Consider the following 18,128-nt stretch of genomic DNA (forward strand, 5'->3'; position numbering starts at 1 on the left):
TCTCGTCCGCCGGATCACGTCCGGCGGTTCCGGTGACCGAGGGTCTCGTACCGGACCGGCTCAGGGAAAGGAAAGCGCCTCGGGCCCAAGTGCCGGCACCAGTCCCTCGGCCGCCGCACGTGTGAGCAGTCCGCGTACGGCCGCGAAACCGTCCTCGCCCAGGTCCGCCGTGAATTCGTTGACGTACAGCCCGATGTGCTGGTCGGCGACGGCCGGATCCATTTCCTGCGCGTTTTCCATGACGTACGGGCGGGAAACCTCGGGATCGTCCCAAGCAGCCCGGACGGACGTGCGAATGGAATCGGCCAACCGTGTCAGCGTTTCCGTGCCCAGGGAACGTTTGGCGATGATTGCGCCCAACGGGATCGGCAGCCCGGTCGTCGCCTCCCAGTGCTCGCCCATGTCCGCGAGCTTGTGCAGCCCGTAGTTCTGGTACGTGAAACGCGCCTCGTGGATGACGAGTCCCGCGTCGACCTTCCCGTCCCGCACGGCGGGCATGATCTCGTGGAACGGCATGACCACGATCTCGCCGACCCCGCCGGGGACGGTGTCCGCGGCCCAGAGGCGGAACAGCAGGTACGCCGTCGACCTCTCGCTGGGCACGGCGACCGTACGGCCGGTGAGGTCCATGCCCTCCTCCCGCGTGAGCACCAGCGGGCCGCAGCCCCGGCCCAGTGCGCCCCCGCAGGGCAGCAGGGCGTACTCGTCGAGGACGTACGGCAGCACGGCGTACGACACCTTCAGCACGTCGAACTCGCCGCGCTCGGCCATGCCGTTGGTGAGGTCGATGTCCGCGAACGTCACATCGAACGCGGGCGCGCCCGGCACCCGGCCGTGGGCCAGGGCGTCGAAGACGAAGGTGTCGTTCGGGCAGGGCGAGTACGCGATCTGCAGCGGCTCAGTGAGTGCGGTCATGGTGGTTCCAACTCTCCAGTGCGGGCGCGAGCTTCCCGAAGCCGGCCGTGAGGGCCGTCAGCGCGTCGCCGATGCGCCAGGCGGCGCGGTCGCGCGGACCGACCGGGTTGGAGACCGCGCGCAGCTCCAGCACCGGTACCCGGTGCGCGGCGGCGGCCTCGGCGACTCCGAAGCCCTCCATGGCCTCGGCGAGGGCCCGGGGATGACGGGCACGAAGGGCCGTGGCCCGGGCGGCGGTCCCGGTCACGGTCGAGACGGTCAGGACGGTGCCGGCGCGCGCGCCGGTCGCCGCCGCGACCGCTCGTACGAGTGCTTCTGACGGACGATGGGTGACGGTCCCGAACCCCAGCTCGGTCACCGGCACGAACCCGTCGGCGGTGTCGGCGCCCAGATCGGCCGCGGTGATCTCGTCGGCGACGACGAGCGAGCCGAGGGGCGCGTCCGGCAGGAAACCCCCGCCGATCCCGGTGGAGACGACGAGGTCGTAGGGGACGCGTTCGAGGGCGGCCGCGGTGAGGGCGGTGGCGGTGGAGGCGGCGGCCAGGGCGGGGCCGACACCGGCGGCGAGGAGGTCGTACCCTCCCGGCAGTCGCTGGAGGACCACCCCGGGGAGCGGCACCTCGCGCGCGGGCCCCGTGAACGCGCGAGCCACCGCGTCCCGTTCGACCGGGACCGCGGTGGCTACGAGGACACGCATGGCAGAACGCGGGCGCCGGTCAGGCGTCCCCGTTGTCCAGCTTGAAGTTCCACACACCCTTGAACTCGGTGCTCTGGGCGGCCTTGTTCTGCTGGACGACGCTGATGTACAGCGTCTTCGGGGCGGCCTGCCCCTGCTGGTCGGCGAACAGGTCGACGCCCTGGAAGGCGTAGTACGTCTTCTTGAACACGCTGGTGGCCTGCTGGCCGTTGATCCACAGGGCCCAGCCCGTGTCCGCGATCTCCGGGTCGACGCCGATGCGCAGGGTCTCACCCTGCGGCACCTCGATCGCGTCCGACGCCTTCTTCAGCGCGCACTTGGTGGCCTTTTCGCGGCCGAGGTTGTCGCCGTCGTCGTAGCACTTGGCCTCGGCGCTCACCGAGTCGCCGCCCACCGTGACGGTCGCGCGCGGCGTCGGCTTGTCGCAGGCCGACAGGACGAGCAGTCCGGCGGTAACGGCGCCGGCGGCGGCGACGGCGCGGCGGCGTCGCACAGCGGATTGCATCGTGGTCATGGCCGAAGGCTATCGGGCCCCTCCCCCCGCGCCGCCACGCGGGGGTACGGCATGCCGCACCGGGGAGGCTCCCTGCGCCGTCCGGGAGGTTCCCTGCGCCACCGAGGACGCTTCCTGCGCCACCGAGGACGCTTCCTGTGCCACCCGAGGCTCGGCCGTGCCGCTCGGGACGTTCCCTGCGCCGCTCGGGACGTTTACTGCGCCGCCGGGGACGTTCCCTACACCACCCGAGGCTTCCCCGCGCCGCCCTGGCGGGCCGAGCTCAGCAGGCCCTTGACGGTGGTCAGCCAGCCGACGGCGACGAAGGCGGCGCCCACGAACAGGCCCAGGGTGCCGTTGAGGGGCATCACGATGCCGACCGCGCCTCCGAACACCCAGGCCATCTGCAGCAGCGTCTCGGAGCGCGCGAACGCCGACGTACGCACCTGCTCGGGCACGTCCCGCTGGATCAGCGCGTCCAGGGACAGCTTGGCGAGGGCCTGCGAGAACCCGGCGACCGCCGCCAGACACGCCACCAGGAACGCGCTGAAGAAGATCGCCGCCGTGATCGCCACGCCCAGCACACACGCCACCACCGTCACGATGATGATCTCCGGTGCCTTCGATTTGAGCCACGCCCCGACCGCCGTACCGATCGCGTTGCCGACGCCCGCCGAGACGCCCACTATCCCCAGCGACACCGCCGCGCTCTCGCCGGTGAGCGGATGCTCCCGCAGCAGGAAGGCCAGGAAGAAGATCAGGAAGCCGGAGAGACAGCGCAGGGCGGCGTTGGCGCCGAGGGCGTGCGTGACGGCGATGCCGACGGTGCGCAGCCCCGGCCGCTTCACCGCCTTGAGATGCGGCCCGTGCAGATGCTCCTCGTCCGCGGCGAGCAGCGCCACGTCCTCGCCCTTGGCCGAGTCGACCTTCGGCGGCAGGGTGAAGGACAGGAACGTACCCGCGACGAAGATCACGAACGCGCCGTAGAGCGGCCAGCGCGGTCCGACCGCCTGGAGCCCCGCCCCGATCGGCGCTGCGACCCCGGTCGCCAGGAGCCCACCCAGGGTGACCCGCGAGTTGGCCTTCACGAGGGAGAACCCGGGCGGGAGGAGACGCGGCACGACCGCACTGCGCACGACGCCGTACCCCTTCGACGCGACCAGTACGCCGAGCGCGGCCGGGTACAAGCCGATGCTGCCGGTGATCACCGCGCCCGACAGGACGAGCGCGAGCAGTGCCCGGGCGAGCATCGCGCCCGCCATCGCCGCGCGGCGGCCGTGCGGAAGGCGGTCGAGGAGGGGGCCGATCACCGGCGCGAGGATCGTGAAGGGCGCCATGGTGATCGCGAGGTAGAGGGCGACGCGGCCGCGGGCCTCGTCCGTGGGCACGGAGAAGAACACCGTGGAGGCGAGCGCGACGGTGATCATCACATCGCCGGCGCCGTTCACCCCGTGCAGTTCGATCAGTTTGCCGAGCCCGGACTCGCCGGCCCCGTGCGCATGGGTCACCTTGCGGATGCCGCGTGCCGGGCCGGTGACGGGACGGTGCAGGGCACGACCGATCGAGCGGAGACCGTCCGCTCGGCCCGATCCGCTGCCTCGACCGGTCCCCATGCTCCCCTTGATTCCTTTGGTCCCTCTGATCCCCTTGATCCCCTTGGACCCACCGAACCCGGTGGCACCTTGGGGCGTTTTCGCGGCTGCCACCCCGTCATAGTGCCCCGAGAAAGCCCTACCTAGTGTGGTTACCGCGCGTATGGACGCGCACTTCTGACAGGGATCTGACCGGGAACAGTCCCGTCGGTGTAGGCCAAGCGCACGGGAGCAGGTAGCGTGCCTATCTCAGCCATCCCGCAGAATGGGTGGTACAGGTGCGCCCGAGCGTGAGCGGGCGTGGACGTCGACGCGGTCCCCAGGTCCGCTCCGTCCGCCCCGTCGCCGACAGGCAGACGCACCCGAGAGACGGCGTAGGAGAGAAGCGATACCTGTGAGCGCAGCGACCACGCGAAGCCGCACCCCCGACCGCCTGTGCGCCGAGGCCGTCGACCTAGCCCGCTCCGCCGCCGAGGAGGCCGCCGCGCCCGGTGTCGTCGGCGAGCACTCGGGCCTGGAGTCCGAGGGTGACCGGGTCGTCACGCACTTCTTCGAGTGCAAGGAGCTCGGGTACCGAGGCTGGCGCTGGGCCGTCACCGTCGCCCGCGCCTCCCGCGCGAAGATCGTCACCCTGGACGAGGTGGTCCTGCTCCCCGGCCCGGACGCCCTCCTCGCCCCGCAGTGGGTGCCCTGGAGCGAGCGGCTGCGGCCGGGCGACATGGGCCCGGGCGACCTGCTCCCCACCGACGCCGAGGACCTCCGCCTGGAGCCCGGCTACACCGGCGACGACGAGCCGCTGCCCAACGCACCCGTCTCCGAGGAGATGGCCGAGCTGGTCGAGGCGGAGGACGCGGACGTCACGCAGGGTGCCCCGGCGAGCCTGCCCGCCGTCCCCGCGCGCGGGTCGATCGCCGCGGTCGCCGAGGAACTCGGTATGCGACGGGCGCGGGTGCTCTCGCGCTACGGGCTGCACATCGCCGCCGACCGGTGGGAGGAGTCGTACGGCGCGCAGACGCCGATGGCGCAGGCCGCGCCCGCGTCGTGTGGAAGCTGTGGATTCCTTGTGCCGGTCGGAGGGTCGCTGGGGCAGGCATTCGGGGTCTGCGCGAACGAGTTCTCGCCGGCCGACGGCCGACTGGTGTCGCTGTCGTACGGCTGCGGGGGCCATTCGGAGGCGGCGGTCATGCCGAAGCCGCCGCGGCCGGCTCCCCCGGTGATCGACGAGACGACGGTGGATCCGTTCCCGCTGCGACCGGCTCGGGATTCCGGGTCCGTCCCGGATGTCTCCGACGAGGACGCGGCGGAGTTGGGGCACTCGTAGTTTTTGGTTATGTCCAAGGCTGGGCCATGACCAAGCCTTGGACTACGCCATGGCTTGGTCCAGCACGGCGCGCGCTCAGCTCCCGGGTGGCCCGCATCTCCTCCAACGACCGGGGGCGATTTTGGCGCGGGTCGCGTGCAGGGCGTCCTGGGTCTGCTGAGGACGGGGGTCAGACGCCTTCTTCCGCGGTGTGTGGGGGCAGCTGAAGCCGCGGATGTGGTGGTCGAGTCGGGACCCGGCGGCTCCGGTTTCCTGGATCACGTCACGTGGAGTGGCGAAGCCCGCCTACCGTAAAAGTGACCACGCGGCTACGAACGGTGACTGTCCGGGTTTTGTCCAGCGTTGTCCGGGCCAATCGGAGTGCTGCGCACGGGCAGCGCGTCGTTGCCGGGTCATGCGACGGGAGGGCACGGAGTGAGCGTGGACAGTGACGCGGTACGGCTCAACACGGGCGAGGCGGACGATCCGGGCTGGGAGGTGGACCCGGACGACGACTGGGCTCTCGCGGTCGTGGCCACGGTGGGACGTCAGCTGCGGTTGCGGCGGGAGGCCGTGGGCATGCGGGCCGCCGACTTCGGGGAGGCCGTCGGGTACGGCGAGTGCCTGGTCTACAAGATCGAGGGTGGGAAGCGGATTCCCCGGCCCGAGTATCTGGACAAGGCCGATGAGGTACTGGCGGCGGGCGGGCTGCTCGCGGCGATGAAGGAGGACGTGAAGAAGGTCCGGTATCCGAAGAAGGTGCGGGACCTGGCGCAGATGGAAGCACGGGCGGTGGAGATCGGGGTGTACGTGTGCAGCAGCATTCCCGGTCTGTTGCAGACGCCTGAGCACGCCCGAGCCCTGTTGGAATCGTGGCAGCCGGCCTATTCATCGGAGGACGTGGAGCGTCTGGCGGGAGCCCGCATGGCCCGCCGATCTGTCTTCGACCGGTCGCCCGCGCCTGCGCTCAGTTTCGTCCTGGAGGAGGCGACGCTTCGCCGCAGAGTTGGGGGCACAATGGTGCGGCGACAACAGTTCGAACGCCTGCTGGAGGTAGGCCGGTTGAGCAACGTCACGCTTCAGGTGATGCCCATGGACAGCACGGCGCACCCCGGCATGAGCGGCAGGATCGAACTGCTGAAGTTCGAGGACGGCACCGCTGTCGGACGTTCCGACGGCGCTTTCAACGGCCGTCCGGTCTCCGATCTGAGGCAGCTGCGCATCCTTGAGCTGCGGTATGGCACGATCCGGGCCCAGGCTCTGCCGCCAGGGGAGTCGCTGGCCCTCGTCGAGCAACTGCTGGGAGACACATGATGCGCAAGTCCACCGCACGGGACGCCTCCGGACTGGCGTGGTTCAAGAGCAGCTACAGCGACGGCCCCGACGGCGAGTCCTGCGTGGAAGTCGCCACCACCCCCGGCACCGTGCACGTGCGCGACTCCAAGAACGTCGAGGGCCCCCGGTTCGCGGTCACGTCGGCCGCGTGGGCGGGCTTCGTGACGCTCGCGTCCGAGGGCTGACGCCGGTGCCGGGTCCGACTGCTGTTCCGGCAGCAGGCGGACCCTCAGGTCGAGTTCTTCGGCGTCGGGTTTCCGTTCCGGGTGGCATGGGCAACGCCGTCCGGGGGTCTGGACGATCTTGCGGGGCCTGTGGCCAGGTGCCCCCACCTGGACCGTGACCACGTCTGGAGCGTCGCGGCCGAGGCCTGGGGCGCGCGGCGCGCCCACCCTCCTCAGGCGGTACGGTCGTCGTCACGCCGATGAGGAGAATCAACGTGAGCAAGTTCGTGCGGCCCGCGGCCGAGGGCGCGGATCCCTTCGGTACCGCCCGTCTCAGGCGAGGCGTGCTGGATGCCTGGGCCACCAGCCCGGCCCGCTTCCGTGAGGACGCCAACGCCGAGGAGGACCTCGTCCTCGGCGGATACCGGGACCGCCTCGTCGTGGAGCTCGCCCAGAACGCCGCCGACGCCGCCGCCAGGGCAGGTGCCCCCGGCCGGCTCCGTCTCACCCTCCGCGAAGGCGTCCTCGTCGCCGCCAACACCGGCGCTCCCCTGGACGCGGCGGGCGTGGAGTCCCTTGCCACGCTCAGGGCCTCGGCCAAACGCGAGACGGACGAGAACACCATCGGCCGCTTCGGCGTCGGCTTCGCCGCCGTCCTGTCCGTCACCGACGAGCCCGCCGTCGTCGGCCGGCACGGCGGTGTCCGCTGGTCCCTGGCCGAGGCCCGCACCCTGGCCGCCGACGTCGCCCGGCACAGCCCGGGACTGGGCGACGAGGTCCGCCGACGGGACGGACACGTGCCCCTGCTGCGGCTCCCGTTCGCCGCCGAGGGCACCGCCCCCGACCCGTACGACACGGCCGTCATCCTGCCCCTGCGCGACGCGGCCGCCGCCGACCTCGCCGAACGCCTGCTGGACGCCGTGGACGACGCCCTCCTGCTCGCCCTGCCCGGGCTGGACGAGGTCGTGATCGAGACCGGCGACGGCACCCCGCGCACCCTGCGCCGCCGCACGGACGGCGACCTGACCGTCGTAGAGGACTCACGGGACGGTACGACCCGCTGGCGTACGGCCGCCGCGCACGGGCCGCTCACGCCGGAGCTGCTCGCCGACCGTTCCGTGGAGGAGAGGCTGCGGCCGCACTGGTCGGTGACCTGGGCCGTACCCGTCGACGCCGACGGCGCCCCGGCCCGCCCCCGCACCAGCCCCGTCGTGCACGCCCCCACCCCCAGCGACGAGCCGCTCGGCGTCCCCGCCCTGCTCATCGCGTCGTTCCCGCTGGACACCACCCGCCGACACGCGGCCCCCGGCCCCCTCACCGACTTCCTGGTGCGGCGCGCGGCGGACGCGTACGCCGAACTCCTCGCCGGCTGGCGCCCGGTGACCACCGGCATCATCGACCTGGTGCCCGGCCCGCTGGGCAAGGGCGAGCTGGACGGGGCGCTGCGGCAGGAGATCCTGGAGCGTCTGCCGCGTACCTCTTTCCTGCCACCCGCGCTGGAACCCGCTGCGCAAGACTCCGATGACGATGACGATGACGATGGCGATGGCGACGACCTGCCCGAGTCGCTCCGCCCGCGGGACGCGGAAGTGGTGGAGGGAGCGGGCAGTGACACCGTACGGGTCCTCGCCGAGGTGCTGCCGACCCTGCTCCCCGCCGGTCTCGAACGGCGGGTGGAGCTGCGGACGTTGGGCGTCGCCCGGGTCCCGCTGACGGAAGCCGTGGACCGGCTGGCGGGGCTGGAGAAGGCGCCGGAGTGGTGGCGGCGGCTCTACGACAGCCTCGCCGGGGTCGATCCGGACCGGCTGTCGGGACTGCCCGTGCCGCTCGCCGGGGGCACCTCCCAGGCGTTCCGCTCTGGGGTAGGGCGGACGACGATCGGCCCCCGGCAGGTCCTCCTGCCCACCTCCGACAGCGCCCCCGTCGACCCCGAGGTCCTCACCCGGCTCGGCCTCAAGGTCGCCCACCCGGACGCCGCCCACCCGCTCCTGGAGAAGCTCGGCGCGCTGCCCGCGACCCCGCGCGCGGTGCTCACGACCCCGCAGGTCCGGGCCGCCGTCGCCGCCTCGCTGGACGACGAGGGCGGGCTGGACTGGGAGCAGGACGCGCCCGACGCCGAGGAACTGGCCGACACCGTCCTCGCGCTGGTCCGGGACGCGGGCCTGGAGCCCGGTGACGAGCCCTGGCTCGGCGCCCTCGCCCTGCCCGACGAGGACGGCGAACTGGTCCCCGCCAGCGAACTGGTCCTGCCCGGCAGCCCCTTCCACCAGATCATCCGCGAGGACGAACTCGCCACCGTCGACGCCGAGTTGGCGGAGAAATGGGGTGAGCGCCCGCTGGCGGCCTGCGGGGTCCTCGCCACCTTCGCCCTGGTCCGGGCCACCGACGTCGTCCTCGACCCCGACGAACTGGAGCCCCGCGAGAGCGACTTCGCCGAACCCGACGACGCCGGACTCCTGGACGCCGTGGACGTGTGGTGCGAGGACATCCTCGACCGCTTCCCGGACTCGCCCGTACCGCCGGTCGCCACGGAACTGGTCGCCGTACGGGATCTGGACCTGGTGGACGAGGACAAATGGCCCCTCGCGCTGGCTCTGCTGTCGCAACCCCCGCTGCGTGACGCTCTCGTCCAACCCGTGCGGATCCTGCTGCCCGACGGCACGCACGAGGTCGTACGGCCGTACACGGCCTGGTGGCTGCGCGGGAATCCGGTCCTCGACGGCCGCCGCCCCGCCGGTCTCCTGGCCGCCGGCGGCGACCCGCTCCTGCGCGGCCTGTACGACGAGGCCGACGCGAACGGTTTTGAGGACGAGCAGGTCCTGCGGGCGCTGGGGGTACGGACGTCGGTCGCCGCCCTGCTCGACGAGCCCGGCGGCGCCGCCGAACTCCTGGACCGCCTCGCCGACCCGGACCGCGAGGTCACCGGCGCCCAACTGCACGGCCTCTACAGCGCGCTGGCCGACCTGGACCCCGATCAGGTGACCCTCCCGGACGAGCTGCGGGCCGTGACCGACGGCCGGGTCCAGGTGGTGGACGCGGCCGACGCCATGGTCGTCGACTCGCCCGACCTGCTGCCCTTCACGGAGGGCGTCCCGCTGCTCCCCGTACGCCCGGACCGCGCCGCCGAACTCGCCGAACTGTTCCAGGTGCGGCGCCTGAGCGAGTCCGTGACGGGGGAGGTCGACTCGGAGGGCACGGAACACGACGTACCGGAGCCGGTACGGGTCCTGCTGGGCGCCCGCACCCCCTCGACCTACGTCGAGCACGAGGAACTCGTCGTCGACGGCGTCTCCCTGGACTGGCGCCTCACCACGGACGGCATCCCGCACGCCTCCACCCTGGAGGGCGTCGCCGCGAGCCTGGCCTGGGCGGCGGGACAGTGGCCACGGCGGTTCGAGGTGGCGGCGCTGATGGAGGATCCGTCACGGACGGGGGAACTGGCTCGGGATCGGTGGTTCGACTGATTGCGGCTGTCCGGTTGGTCCGGTCAGCCTGGTCGGTCCGGTCGGTCCGGTCGGTCCGGTCGGTCCGGTCAGTCCGACGACCTTCCGCGGCTCCGCGCAGGCAGACTCAACTCCGTTCGTTCCTCTGGGCGTTCGCGCTAAAAATTCATCTCTTCCGTACAACCTTTCACATGCACCGCGTATCTCTTCACGTGAGTCAACAGACTCCACCATCACTTGGGTCCCGCATCGACGACGGGCCGTGAGGCACGACCAGTGCCGGGACCCTCTTTCACGTGGGGAATACATGCGTATACGTGCCACCGTGGCCGCCGTCTCCGGCGCCCTGGCCCTCTCCGCCCTCGTCGTGCCGGCGGCGCAGGCCGACTCGCAGGGTGCGAAGAGCCTGGACCGGCCGAGCGCCGCGGAGCGTTTCGGCACCTCGTCCGCCAGGTCGGCGGTCGGAGCGACCGCCGCGCCCACCGTCTCCAACGTGACGGTGAACGCCGGCAAGGACATCGTTCTCGGCACCACCGTCGCCAAGACCATCGCCGTGTCCCTGACCGCCAGCCACGCCAGCGGCATCGAGGACGCGTACATCGACCTCTGGCACGGCACGAACGTCGAGGACGGCGTCGACGGCTACCTCCCGCCGAACGAGGAGGTCGCCACCTGCACGGCGACCACCGCCACGACGTCGAAGTGCAAGCTCACCATCACGATCACACCCGGACTGCACGGTGACGGGGTCGGCGAACTGTTCGCCAACCCGCTGGCCGGTACCTGGCACGTCACCGCGGCCGTCCTGTCCAAGGACGGCGAGGTCTACTCGAACGACTTCTACAAGACCCACAAGGTCCAGCGTCTGTCGAAGCTCGTGGTCAACGCCGCGCCGGAGCCGGTGAAGAAGGGCAAGACCATCACCGCCACCGGCAAGCTGTCCCGCGCGAACTGGGAGGACGGCAAGTACCACGGCTACACCGGCCAGCCGGTGAAGCTGCAGTTCCGTAAGAAGAACTCCAACACCTACACCACCGTGAAGACCATCAAGACCAACTCCACGGGCAACCTGAGCACCACCGTGAAGGCGGCCGAGGACGGGTTCTTCCGGTACAGCTTCGCGGGTACCTCGACGACTCCGGCGGTCAACGCCGCGGGTGACTTCGTCGACGTGCGATAGGCGTCGTGCGATAAGCCACGTGCGATAAGCCACGTGCGATGAACGACGTGCGATGAACGATGTGATGTAAGGAGAGGGCGTCGGCGGAGCTTCCGTCGGCGCCCTTCCCGCTGGCTGCGGTGAAACCTTTCTCATCCGCGACGCATCTGACTACGTGACTCAACAGGGTCCACGGGGACGACCACCCCCGGAGCCCTTTTCCACGTGGGGGATCAGCATGCGTATACGCGCCACCGTGGCCGCCGTCTCCGGCGCCCTCGCTCTTTCCGCGGTCGCCGTCCCGGCCGCGCAGGCCGGCGACGGTTCTTCCAACTCTTCCTACCGTGCGCACGCCGAGCGGGCGTTGTCGCACATCACCTCGTCTGCGCCTTCCTCATCTGCTTCGTCCGGCTCATCCGGCTCATCCGGCTCATCCGGCTCATCCGGCTCATCCGGCTCGTCCGGTTCGGGCAGAACCGCGTCCCGTGCCGGCATCGCCGCGCCGCCCGCCCCCGACGTCAGCTTCTCCCACTTCAAGATCGCCAAGGCGATCAAGGTCGGGACCGCCGGCAGGGTCTCCGTGGCGGCCACCTACACGCTGACCCACGGCGCCGACGTCGACATCACCTCCGACGACTTCGCCAACGGCCCTTTCATCTACAAGGGTTCGTCGATCGAGAACGCGGAGACCGGGCTGACCGGTGAATACCCGGCCACCTGCACCGCCACGTCGGCGACCACCGCCGACTGCAAGGGCGTCATCGAGATCGACCCCGCCGAGGACTACCTGGCCAACTCCTACGCCGGCGCCTGGTCGGGCGGCGGGCTGGCCCTCAACTACGCCACCGGCGGCGAGAAGACCCAGGGCGGCCTCGGCAACATCCTGGTCCAGCGCGCCTCCCAGCTGACCGTCAACGCCGCGCCGGAGCCGGTGAAGAAGGGCAAGACCATCACCGTCACCGGCAAGCTGTCCCGGGCCAACTGGGAGACCCTCAAGTACGCGGGCTACTCCACCCAGCCGGTGAAGCTGCAGTTCCGTCAGAAGAACTCCAGCACCTACACCACCGTGAAGACCATCAAGACGAACTCCACGGGCAACCTGAGCACCACCGTGAAGGCGTCCGTCGACGGCTACTTCCGGTACAGCTTCGCGGGTACCTCGACGACTCCGGCGGTCAACGCCGCCGGTGACTTCGTCGACGTGCGCTGACCACAGCTTTCAGGCCGGACAGGGCAGTTGCCGGACGCGTCGGCCTCAGCTTCCTCGTCGGCCTCAGGTCTTCCTGAGGCCGATGTTCCGCTTTCGTCATGCAAACGTCAAACATTGGCCATGTACAGGCTAAATCAAGCCACGTGGCTACAACCCGCCCCACCCCTCACGGATCTGATCGCGTGAGTCAACAGACTCCTAGATCACTTCTCCCCCAGGGGAACGCAAAATGCGCACAAGAGCCAAACTGGCCGCCGTCTCCGCTCTGACCGGCGCCCTGGCCCTGACCGCCCTCGCCGCCCCGGCGGCGCAGGCGGCCGACTCCGGCACTCCGTACACGCTGGACGTCAGTTTCTCGAACTTCAAGATCGCCTCTGCGATCAAGGTCGGCACCACCAACGTGGTCTCCGCGAAGGTCACCTACACGCTGACCCACGGTACGGGCGTCAACATCACGGCGGACGACTTCTTCACCGACGCCTTCCTCTACCGCGGTTCGTATCCCGACGACACCAACGAACTGCTCGACGACGACTTCTCCACCTGCACCGCCACCTCGTCGACCGCCGCCACCTGCACCGGCACCGTCGACATCCACCCGGCCGACGGCGACCTCACCAACGCGGACGCGGGCAGCTGGCACGCCGCCGCCGAGGCCACCGCCTTCAACGGCCAGGACCCGTCCGGCAGTAGCATCGACTACAGCAAGGTCGGCTACAAGGACCAGGGTGCCCTCGCGGCCACGCTGGTGCAGCGCAACTCCGCGCTGACCGTCAACGCCGGTCCCGAGCCCGTCGTCAAGGGCAAGACCATCACCTCCACGGGCAAGCTGTCCCGCGCCAACTGGGAGGACGGCCAGTACCACGGCTACACCGCCCAGCCGGTCAAGCTCCAGTTCCGCAAGGCGGGCACCAGCACGTACACCACGGTCAAGACGGTGACCTCGGACTCGTACGGCAATGTGAAGGCCACCGCGACGGCCGCCTACGACGGCTACTGGCGCTTCAGCTTCGCGGGCACCTCGACGACGCCGGCGGTCAGCGCCGCCGGTGACTACGTCGACGTCAAGTGATCAAAGCAACCGCAGGTAGATGCCGGTAATCGCAGGTAATCACTAAGCGGGAACGCGGCGGTCGACCCACCTCCACGCCACTTCCAGGGCGACCGCCGCCACCACCGAGATGCCGACCGCGATCCACGGCATCGTCACGCCGACCAGCTTCAGCGCGAAGAAGGACTGGAGCGACGGCACCACCAGCACCACCAGGAACCCGGCGCCCATCGCTGCCACCAGCACCACCCGCCACCAGGTGTACGGGCGCGCGATGATCGCCAGCACCCACATGGAGATCAGGAACAGCGTCAGCGTGGCGGCACTCGTCTCCGCGTCCAACGCGTCGGCTCCGGTGTACTGGTGGCGAGCGACCAGATACGTCACGAAGGTCGCGACCGCGGCGATGACCCCGCCGGGGATCGAGTACCGCATGACCCGCCGGACGAAGTGGGGCCGCGCCCGTTCCTTGTTGGGCGCGAGGGCCAGGAAGAAGGCGGGGATGCCGATGGTCAGGGTGGACAGCAGCGTCAGATGGCGGGGCAGGAAGGGGTATTCGACCTGCCAGCACGCCACGAAGACGGCCAGCAGCACCGAGTAGACCGTCTTCACCAGGAACAGGGTCGCGACCCGGGTGATGTTGCCGATGACCCGGCGCCCCTCCGCGACCACAAAGGGCAGCGTCGCGAAGCTGTTGTTGAGCAGCACGATCTGCGCGACCGCCCGGGTCGCCTCCGACCCCGAGCCCATGGCCACCCCGATGTCGGCGTCCTTCAGCGCGAGTACGTCGTTCACGCCGTCGCCGGTCATCGCGACGGTGTGACCGCGCGACTGCAGCGCGCCCACCATGTCCCGCTTCTGCTGCGGAGTGACCCGCCCGAACACCGTGCCTTCGTCGAGGGCCTCGGCCATGCCGTCCCGGTCGGCGGGCAGCCGGCGCGCGTCCACCGTGGAGCCGTCCAGCCCGAGCTGCGCGGCGACCGCGCCCACGGACACCGCGTTGTCCCCGGAGATGACCTTGGCGTGGACGTCCTGCTCGGCGAAGTAACGCAGGGTGTCGGCCGCGTCCGGCCGCAGCCGCTGTTCCAGTACGACGAGAGCGGCGGGCCGCGCACCGACCGCGACCTCGGGATCGCCGAGGTCGCGGTCGGTGCGGGCCAGCAGCAGCACCCTGAGGCCCTGCTCGTTGAGCCGCTCGGTCTCGGCGAGGGCGGGATCGTCGTCCGGCAGCAGCACATCGGGGGCGCCGAGCAGCCACGTACTGCTCTCCCCGTTCCCGTCGCTGAAGGAGGCGCCGCTGTACTTGCGGGCGGAGGAGAACGGCAGCGACTCGTCGGAGCGCCAGTGGTCGGTGCCGGTGCCGGTGCCGGTGCCGGTGCCGGTGTCGGTGTTCGGGTAAGCGTCGATGATCGCCTTCAGGGAGGCGTTCGGCCGCGGCTCGGACCCACCGAGCGCGCCGAGGACCTTCCGTACGTACGACTCGTCGCTGCCGGCCAGCGCCCGCACCTCGGTGACGTTCATGCCGCCCTCGGTCAGCGTGCCCGTCTTGTCGAGGCAGACCGTGTCGACGCGGGCGAGGCCCTCGATGGCCGGGAGTTCCTGCACCAGGCACTGTTTACGGCCGAGCCGGATGACGCCGATGGCGAAGGCGACGGAGGTGAGGAGGACGAGCCCTTCCGGGACCATCGGCACGATGCCGCCGACCGTCCGCGCGATGGAGTCCTTGAGGGCGTTGTTCTTGACGAACAACTGGCTGATGACCAGACCGATCGCGGTCGGGACCATCATCCACGTCACGTACTTGAGGATCGTCGAGATCCCGGAGCGCAGCTCGGAGTGGACGAGCGTGAACCGGGAGGCCTCCTCGGCGAGCTGGGCGGCGTAGGCCTCGCGGCCGACCTTGGCGGCCTGGAACGCACCCCCGCCGGCGACCACGAAACTCCCCGACATGACCTGATCCCCCGGCCGCTTGACCACGGGATCGGCCTCCCCGGTCAGCAGCGACTCGTCGATCTCCAGCCCGTCGGCCTCGACGCACACCCCGTCCACGACGGCCTTGTCCCCGGGCCCGATCTCGATGAGGTCGTCCAGCACGATGTCGCTGGTGGCGACCTGGGAGGCGGCCCCGCCCCGCCGTACGGTCGGCCGGGCCTCCCCGATCACGGCCAGCGAGTCCAGGGTCTTCTTCGCCCGCCACTCCTGGACGATGCCGATACCGGTGTTGGCGAGGATCACGAAGCCGAACAGGCTGTCCTGGATCGGCGCGACGGCCAGCATGATCAACCAGAGCACACCGATGATCGCGTTGAAGCGGGTGAAGACGTTCGCACGGACGATCTCCGCCAGGGACCGGCTGCTGCGCACCGGGACGTCGTTGACCTGCCCTCGCGCGACCCGCTCCGCGACCTCGGCCGCGGTGAGACCGGTCGCTGCCGGAGCCGTCGTGGGGCGCACGGGGCCGAGTTCGGCGCCCGCGTCGATGTGCGTCATGCATTCGACGGTACGTGCGGTTTTGAGGCTTCACCCGCCGAATGGCCGGAAGATCCGACCTGGGGAGGACGGGAAGTGATGCCGTGGACGTAGACGGGGGTCTGGACGGGCGCGTGCGGACGCGGAGCCGTGGACGGGACTGTGGACGGGGGCCGTGGACGCGGAGTCGCGAACGGGGGCCGTGGACGGCCCGAGCGGATCAGTCCTCGGCCGCTGCCGTCGCCTGCTTGATCACCGCGTCCCGCTTGATCGCCGCATCCCGCTTCTTCACGTACCAGATGCCGATGAAGCCCAGTCCGCCGCCGGCCAGGCAGGTCCACAGCCACCAGGTGTGACCGTGGTCGTCGAACCAGCCGTAGAAGGGCAGTTGCACGAGGAAGAGGACGAACCAGAGGATCGTGCCGCCGACGACGGTCGGGACGATGGGGCCCTCCAGGGGCTCCGGCGCCTCGTGCTTGGGGGATCCCGAAGAGAACACTGCCATGGGGAACAGCTTACGAGGCGCTCAGGTCTACGCGCGGAGATAGGTGATCCGAACCTTATATGTTCATACTGAAACAGTTTGTGCCCGCCCACTTCTCTTCGTAGGAAACGCCACCACATGTCCACTCCGGCTCCCGCCAAGGTCCCCGCCCCTGATCAGCCGGGAGCCGGGCCCGCCCACGGCCCCCTCGACCGCTACTTCAAGATCTCCGAGCGGGGCAGCACCCTGCCCCGCGAGATCCGTGGCGGTTTCGCCACCTTCTTCGCGATGGCCTACATCATCGTGCTGAACCCGATCATCCTGGGCAGCGCGAAGGACATGTACGGGCACCATCTCGACAACGGCCAGCTGGTCACGGCGACAGCCCTGACGGCGGCGTTCACCACCCTGCTCATGGGCGTCATCGGCAACGTGCCGATCGCGCTCGCCGCCGGACTCGGTGTGAACTCCGTTGTCGCCCTCCAGCTCGCGCCCCGGATGGCCTGGCCGGACGCGATGGGCATGGTCGTCCTGGCCGGCTTCGTCGTGATGCTGCTCGTCGCCACCGGCCTGCGCGAGCGCGTGATGAACGCCGTGCCCTACGGTCTGCGCAAGGCCATCGCCATCGGCATCGGCCTGTTCATCATGCTGATCGGCCTCGTGGACTCCGGCTTCGTCTCCCGTATCCCGGACGTCGCCCAGACCACCGTCCCGCTCCAGCTCGGCGGCGACGGTCACCTCAACGGCTGGCCGGTGCTCGTCTTCGTCCTGGGCACCCTGCTCACCCTCGCGCTGATCGTCCGCAAGGTCACCGGCGCGATCCTGATCTCGATCATCACCATGACGGTCCTGGCCGTGATCATCAACGCGGTCGCCAAGGTGCCGTCCTGGGGGCTGACGGTCCCCAAGTGGCCCGGCAACCCCGTCGCCACCCCCGACTTCGGCCTGCTCGGCAAGGTCAGCCTGTTCGGCGGCTTCGACAAGGTCGGTGTGCTGACCGGCGTCCTCTTCGTCTTCACCGTGCTGCTGTCCTGCTTCTTCGACGCCATGGGCACGATCATGGGCGTCAGTGACGAGGCCGAGCTGACCGACGCCGAGGGCCAGATGCCCGGCATCAGCAAGGTCCTCTTCGTCGACGGCATCGCGGTCGCCGCGGGCGGCGCGAGCAGCTCCTCGGCCACGACCTGCTTCGTCGAGTCCACCGCCGGTGTCGGCGAGGGCGCCCGCACGGGCTTCGCGAACATCGTCACCGGCGGCCTGTTCGCCCTGTCGCTCTTCCTGACCCCCGTCGCCACGATGGTCCCGTCCCAGGCGGCCACCCCGGCCCTGCTCGCGGTCGGCTTCCTGATCCTGGCCGGTTCGGTCAAGGAGATCGACTGGGCCGACCACACCATCGCCATCCCGGCCTTCGTGACGATGGTGATGATGCCGTTCACCTACTCGATCACCAACGGCATCGGCATGGGCTTCATCACCTTCGTGGTGCTGCGCCTGGCGGCCGGCCGCGGCAAGGGGATCCCGGTGGCGATGTACGTGGTCTCCGCGGTGTTCGCCTTCTACTACCTGCTGCCGGCGCTGGGACTCACCTGAGCGGTCCGGGTCGCCGGTGTCGCCGGACTTGCCTGAGCCGTCGGGGCTCCTGAGTCTTCGGTGGCGTCGGACTCACCCGGACCGACGGGGTCCCCGAGCCGTCGGGGTCGCCCGGACCGTCGGGGTCCCCGAGCCGTCGGGGTCGCCCGGACCGTCGGGGTCACCCTTCCCGTCCGTCGAGGTCGCCTCGGCCTCCCGTGATCACGGCCCCCGTGATCAGGGAACC

The 18,128-nt window shown here is 70.3% G+C and carries 14 protein-coding genes; 8 read left to right on the plus strand and 6 right to left on the minus strand.

From position 1 onward, the window contains the following. Positions 1-60: 60 nt before the first annotated feature. From M2271_RS33365 to M2271_RS33380, 4 genes are all read right to left on the minus strand, one after another. Positions 61-915 carry a 1,4-dihydroxy-6-naphthoate synthase gene (locus tag M2271_RS33365; RefSeq protein ID WP_280891144.1) on the minus strand — a complete coding sequence of 285 codons (855 nt, stop codon included), beginning with the start codon at positions 913-915 and terminating at the stop codon, positions 61-63. Further along, entirely contained in the window at positions 899-1,612 is a 714-nt protein-coding gene (locus tag M2271_RS33370; RefSeq protein ID WP_280891145.1) for a futalosine hydrolase, read from the minus strand. Before M2271_RS33370 ends, M2271_RS33365 begins: the two co-directional genes overlap by 17 nt. Before the next feature lie 19 nt (positions 1,613-1,631). Next, positions 1,632-2,126 (minus strand): hypothetical protein, encoded by a 495-nt coding sequence (locus M2271_RS33375; RefSeq protein WP_280891146.1) that lies wholly within the window; start codon positions 2,124-2,126, stop codon positions 1,632-1,634. A gap of 218 nt (positions 2,127-2,344) precedes the next feature. Next, entirely contained in the window at positions 2,345-3,811 is a 1,467-nt protein-coding gene (locus tag M2271_RS33380; protein WP_280891147.1) for an MFS transporter, read from the minus strand. A gap of 280 nt (positions 3,812-4,091) precedes the next feature. On the opposite strand from M2271_RS33380, the gene M2271_RS33385 reads away from it, so the two are divergent. From M2271_RS33385 to M2271_RS33415, 7 genes are all read left to right on the plus strand, one after another. After that, positions 4,092-5,018, plus strand: coding sequence for a DUF3027 domain-containing protein (locus M2271_RS33385; RefSeq protein WP_280891148.1), 927 nt, complete (start codon positions 4,092-4,094; stop codon positions 5,016-5,018). A 414-nt stretch (positions 5,019-5,432) separates the two neighbouring features. After that, positions 5,433-6,311, plus strand: coding sequence for a helix-turn-helix transcriptional regulator (locus tag M2271_RS33390; protein WP_280891149.1), 879 nt, complete (start codon positions 5,433-5,435; stop codon positions 6,309-6,311). Then, positions 6,308-6,517, plus strand: coding sequence for a DUF397 domain-containing protein (locus M2271_RS33395; RefSeq protein ID WP_280891150.1), 210 nt, complete (start codon positions 6,308-6,310; stop codon positions 6,515-6,517). The genes M2271_RS33390 and M2271_RS33395 overlap by 4 nt, the downstream gene beginning before the upstream one ends. A 254-nt stretch (positions 6,518-6,771) precedes the next feature. Next, on the plus strand, positions 6,772-9,960 hold the full coding sequence (locus tag M2271_RS33400; protein ID WP_280891151.1) for a molecular chaperone Hsp90: 3,189 nt from the start codon (positions 6,772-6,774) through the stop codon (positions 9,958-9,960). 286 nt (positions 9,961-10,246) lie between these two features. Then, positions 10,247-11,119, plus strand: a complete 873-nt coding sequence (locus tag M2271_RS33405) for a calcium-binding protein (protein ID WP_280891152.1) — start codon at positions 10,247-10,249, stop codon at positions 11,117-11,119. 217 nt (positions 11,120-11,336) lie between these two features. After that, positions 11,337-12,308: a hypothetical protein gene (locus M2271_RS33410; RefSeq protein WP_280891153.1), complete on the plus strand. Its 972-nt coding sequence runs from the start codon at positions 11,337-11,339 to the stop codon at positions 12,306-12,308. A gap of 229 nt (positions 12,309-12,537) precedes the next feature. Then, positions 12,538-13,380 carry a hypothetical protein gene (locus M2271_RS33415; RefSeq protein WP_280891154.1) on the plus strand — a complete coding sequence of 281 codons (843 nt, stop codon included), beginning with the start codon at positions 12,538-12,540 and terminating at the stop codon, positions 13,378-13,380. Positions 13,381-13,422: 42 nt separating this feature from the next. Here the strand turns inward: M2271_RS33415 and M2271_RS33420 are convergent, their stop codons facing one another. After that, positions 13,423-15,849 (minus strand): HAD-IC family P-type ATPase, encoded by a 2,427-nt coding sequence (locus M2271_RS33420; protein ID WP_280891155.1) that lies wholly within the window; start codon positions 15,847-15,849, stop codon positions 13,423-13,425. Positions 15,850-16,048: 199 nt separating this feature from the next. After that, positions 16,049-16,333: a DUF2530 domain-containing protein gene (locus M2271_RS33425; RefSeq protein WP_280891157.1), complete on the minus strand. Its 285-nt coding sequence runs from the start codon at positions 16,331-16,333 to the stop codon at positions 16,049-16,051. A 117-nt stretch (positions 16,334-16,450) separates the two neighbouring features. On the opposite strand from M2271_RS33425, the gene M2271_RS33430 reads away from it, so the two are divergent. Continuing rightward, on the plus strand, positions 16,451-17,902 hold the full coding sequence (locus M2271_RS33430; protein ID WP_280891158.1) for an NCS2 family permease: 1,452 nt from the start codon (positions 16,451-16,453) through the stop codon (positions 17,900-17,902). Positions 17,903-18,128 lie beyond the last annotated feature (226 nt).

The sequence above is a fragment of the Streptomyces sp. LBL genome, from assembly GCF_029893585.1.
GTDB lineage: Bacteria > Actinomycetota > Actinomycetes > Streptomycetales > Streptomycetaceae > Streptomyces.

What these genes read in the sequence shown, in the direction of transcription:
- M2271_RS33365 (WP_280891144.1), bottom strand. Translation starts at nt 915, where the DNA reads ATGACCGCACTCACTGAGCCGCTGCAGATCGCGTACTCGCCCTGCCCG.
- M2271_RS33370 (WP_280891145.1), bottom strand. Translation starts at nt 1,612, where the DNA reads ATGCGTGTCCTCGTAGCCACCGCGGTCCCGGTCGAACGGGACGCGGTG.
- M2271_RS33375 (WP_280891146.1), bottom strand. Translation starts at nt 2,126, where the DNA reads ATGACCACGATGCAATCCGCTGTGCGACGCCGCCGCGCCGTCGCCGCC.
- M2271_RS33395 (WP_280891150.1), top strand. Translation starts at nt 6,308, where the DNA reads ATGATGCGCAAGTCCACCGCACGGGACGCCTCCGGACTGGCGTGGTTC.
- M2271_RS33405 (WP_280891152.1), top strand. Translation starts at nt 10,247, where the DNA reads ATGCGTATACGTGCCACCGTGGCCGCCGTCTCCGGCGCCCTGGCCCTC.
- M2271_RS33410 (WP_280891153.1), top strand. Translation starts at nt 11,337, where the DNA reads ATGCGTATACGCGCCACCGTGGCCGCCGTCTCCGGCGCCCTCGCTCTT.
- M2271_RS33415 (WP_280891154.1), top strand. Translation starts at nt 12,538, where the DNA reads ATGCGCACAAGAGCCAAACTGGCCGCCGTCTCCGCTCTGACCGGCGCC.
- M2271_RS33420 (WP_280891155.1), bottom strand. Translation starts at nt 15,849, where the DNA reads ATGACGCACATCGACGCGGGCGCCGAACTCGGCCCCGTGCGCCCCACG.
- M2271_RS33425 (WP_280891157.1), bottom strand. Translation starts at nt 16,333, where the DNA reads ATGGCAGTGTTCTCTTCGGGATCCCCCAAGCACGAGGCGCCGGAGCCC.
- M2271_RS33430 (WP_280891158.1), top strand. Translation starts at nt 16,451, where the DNA reads ATGTCCACTCCGGCTCCCGCCAAGGTCCCCGCCCCTGATCAGCCGGGA.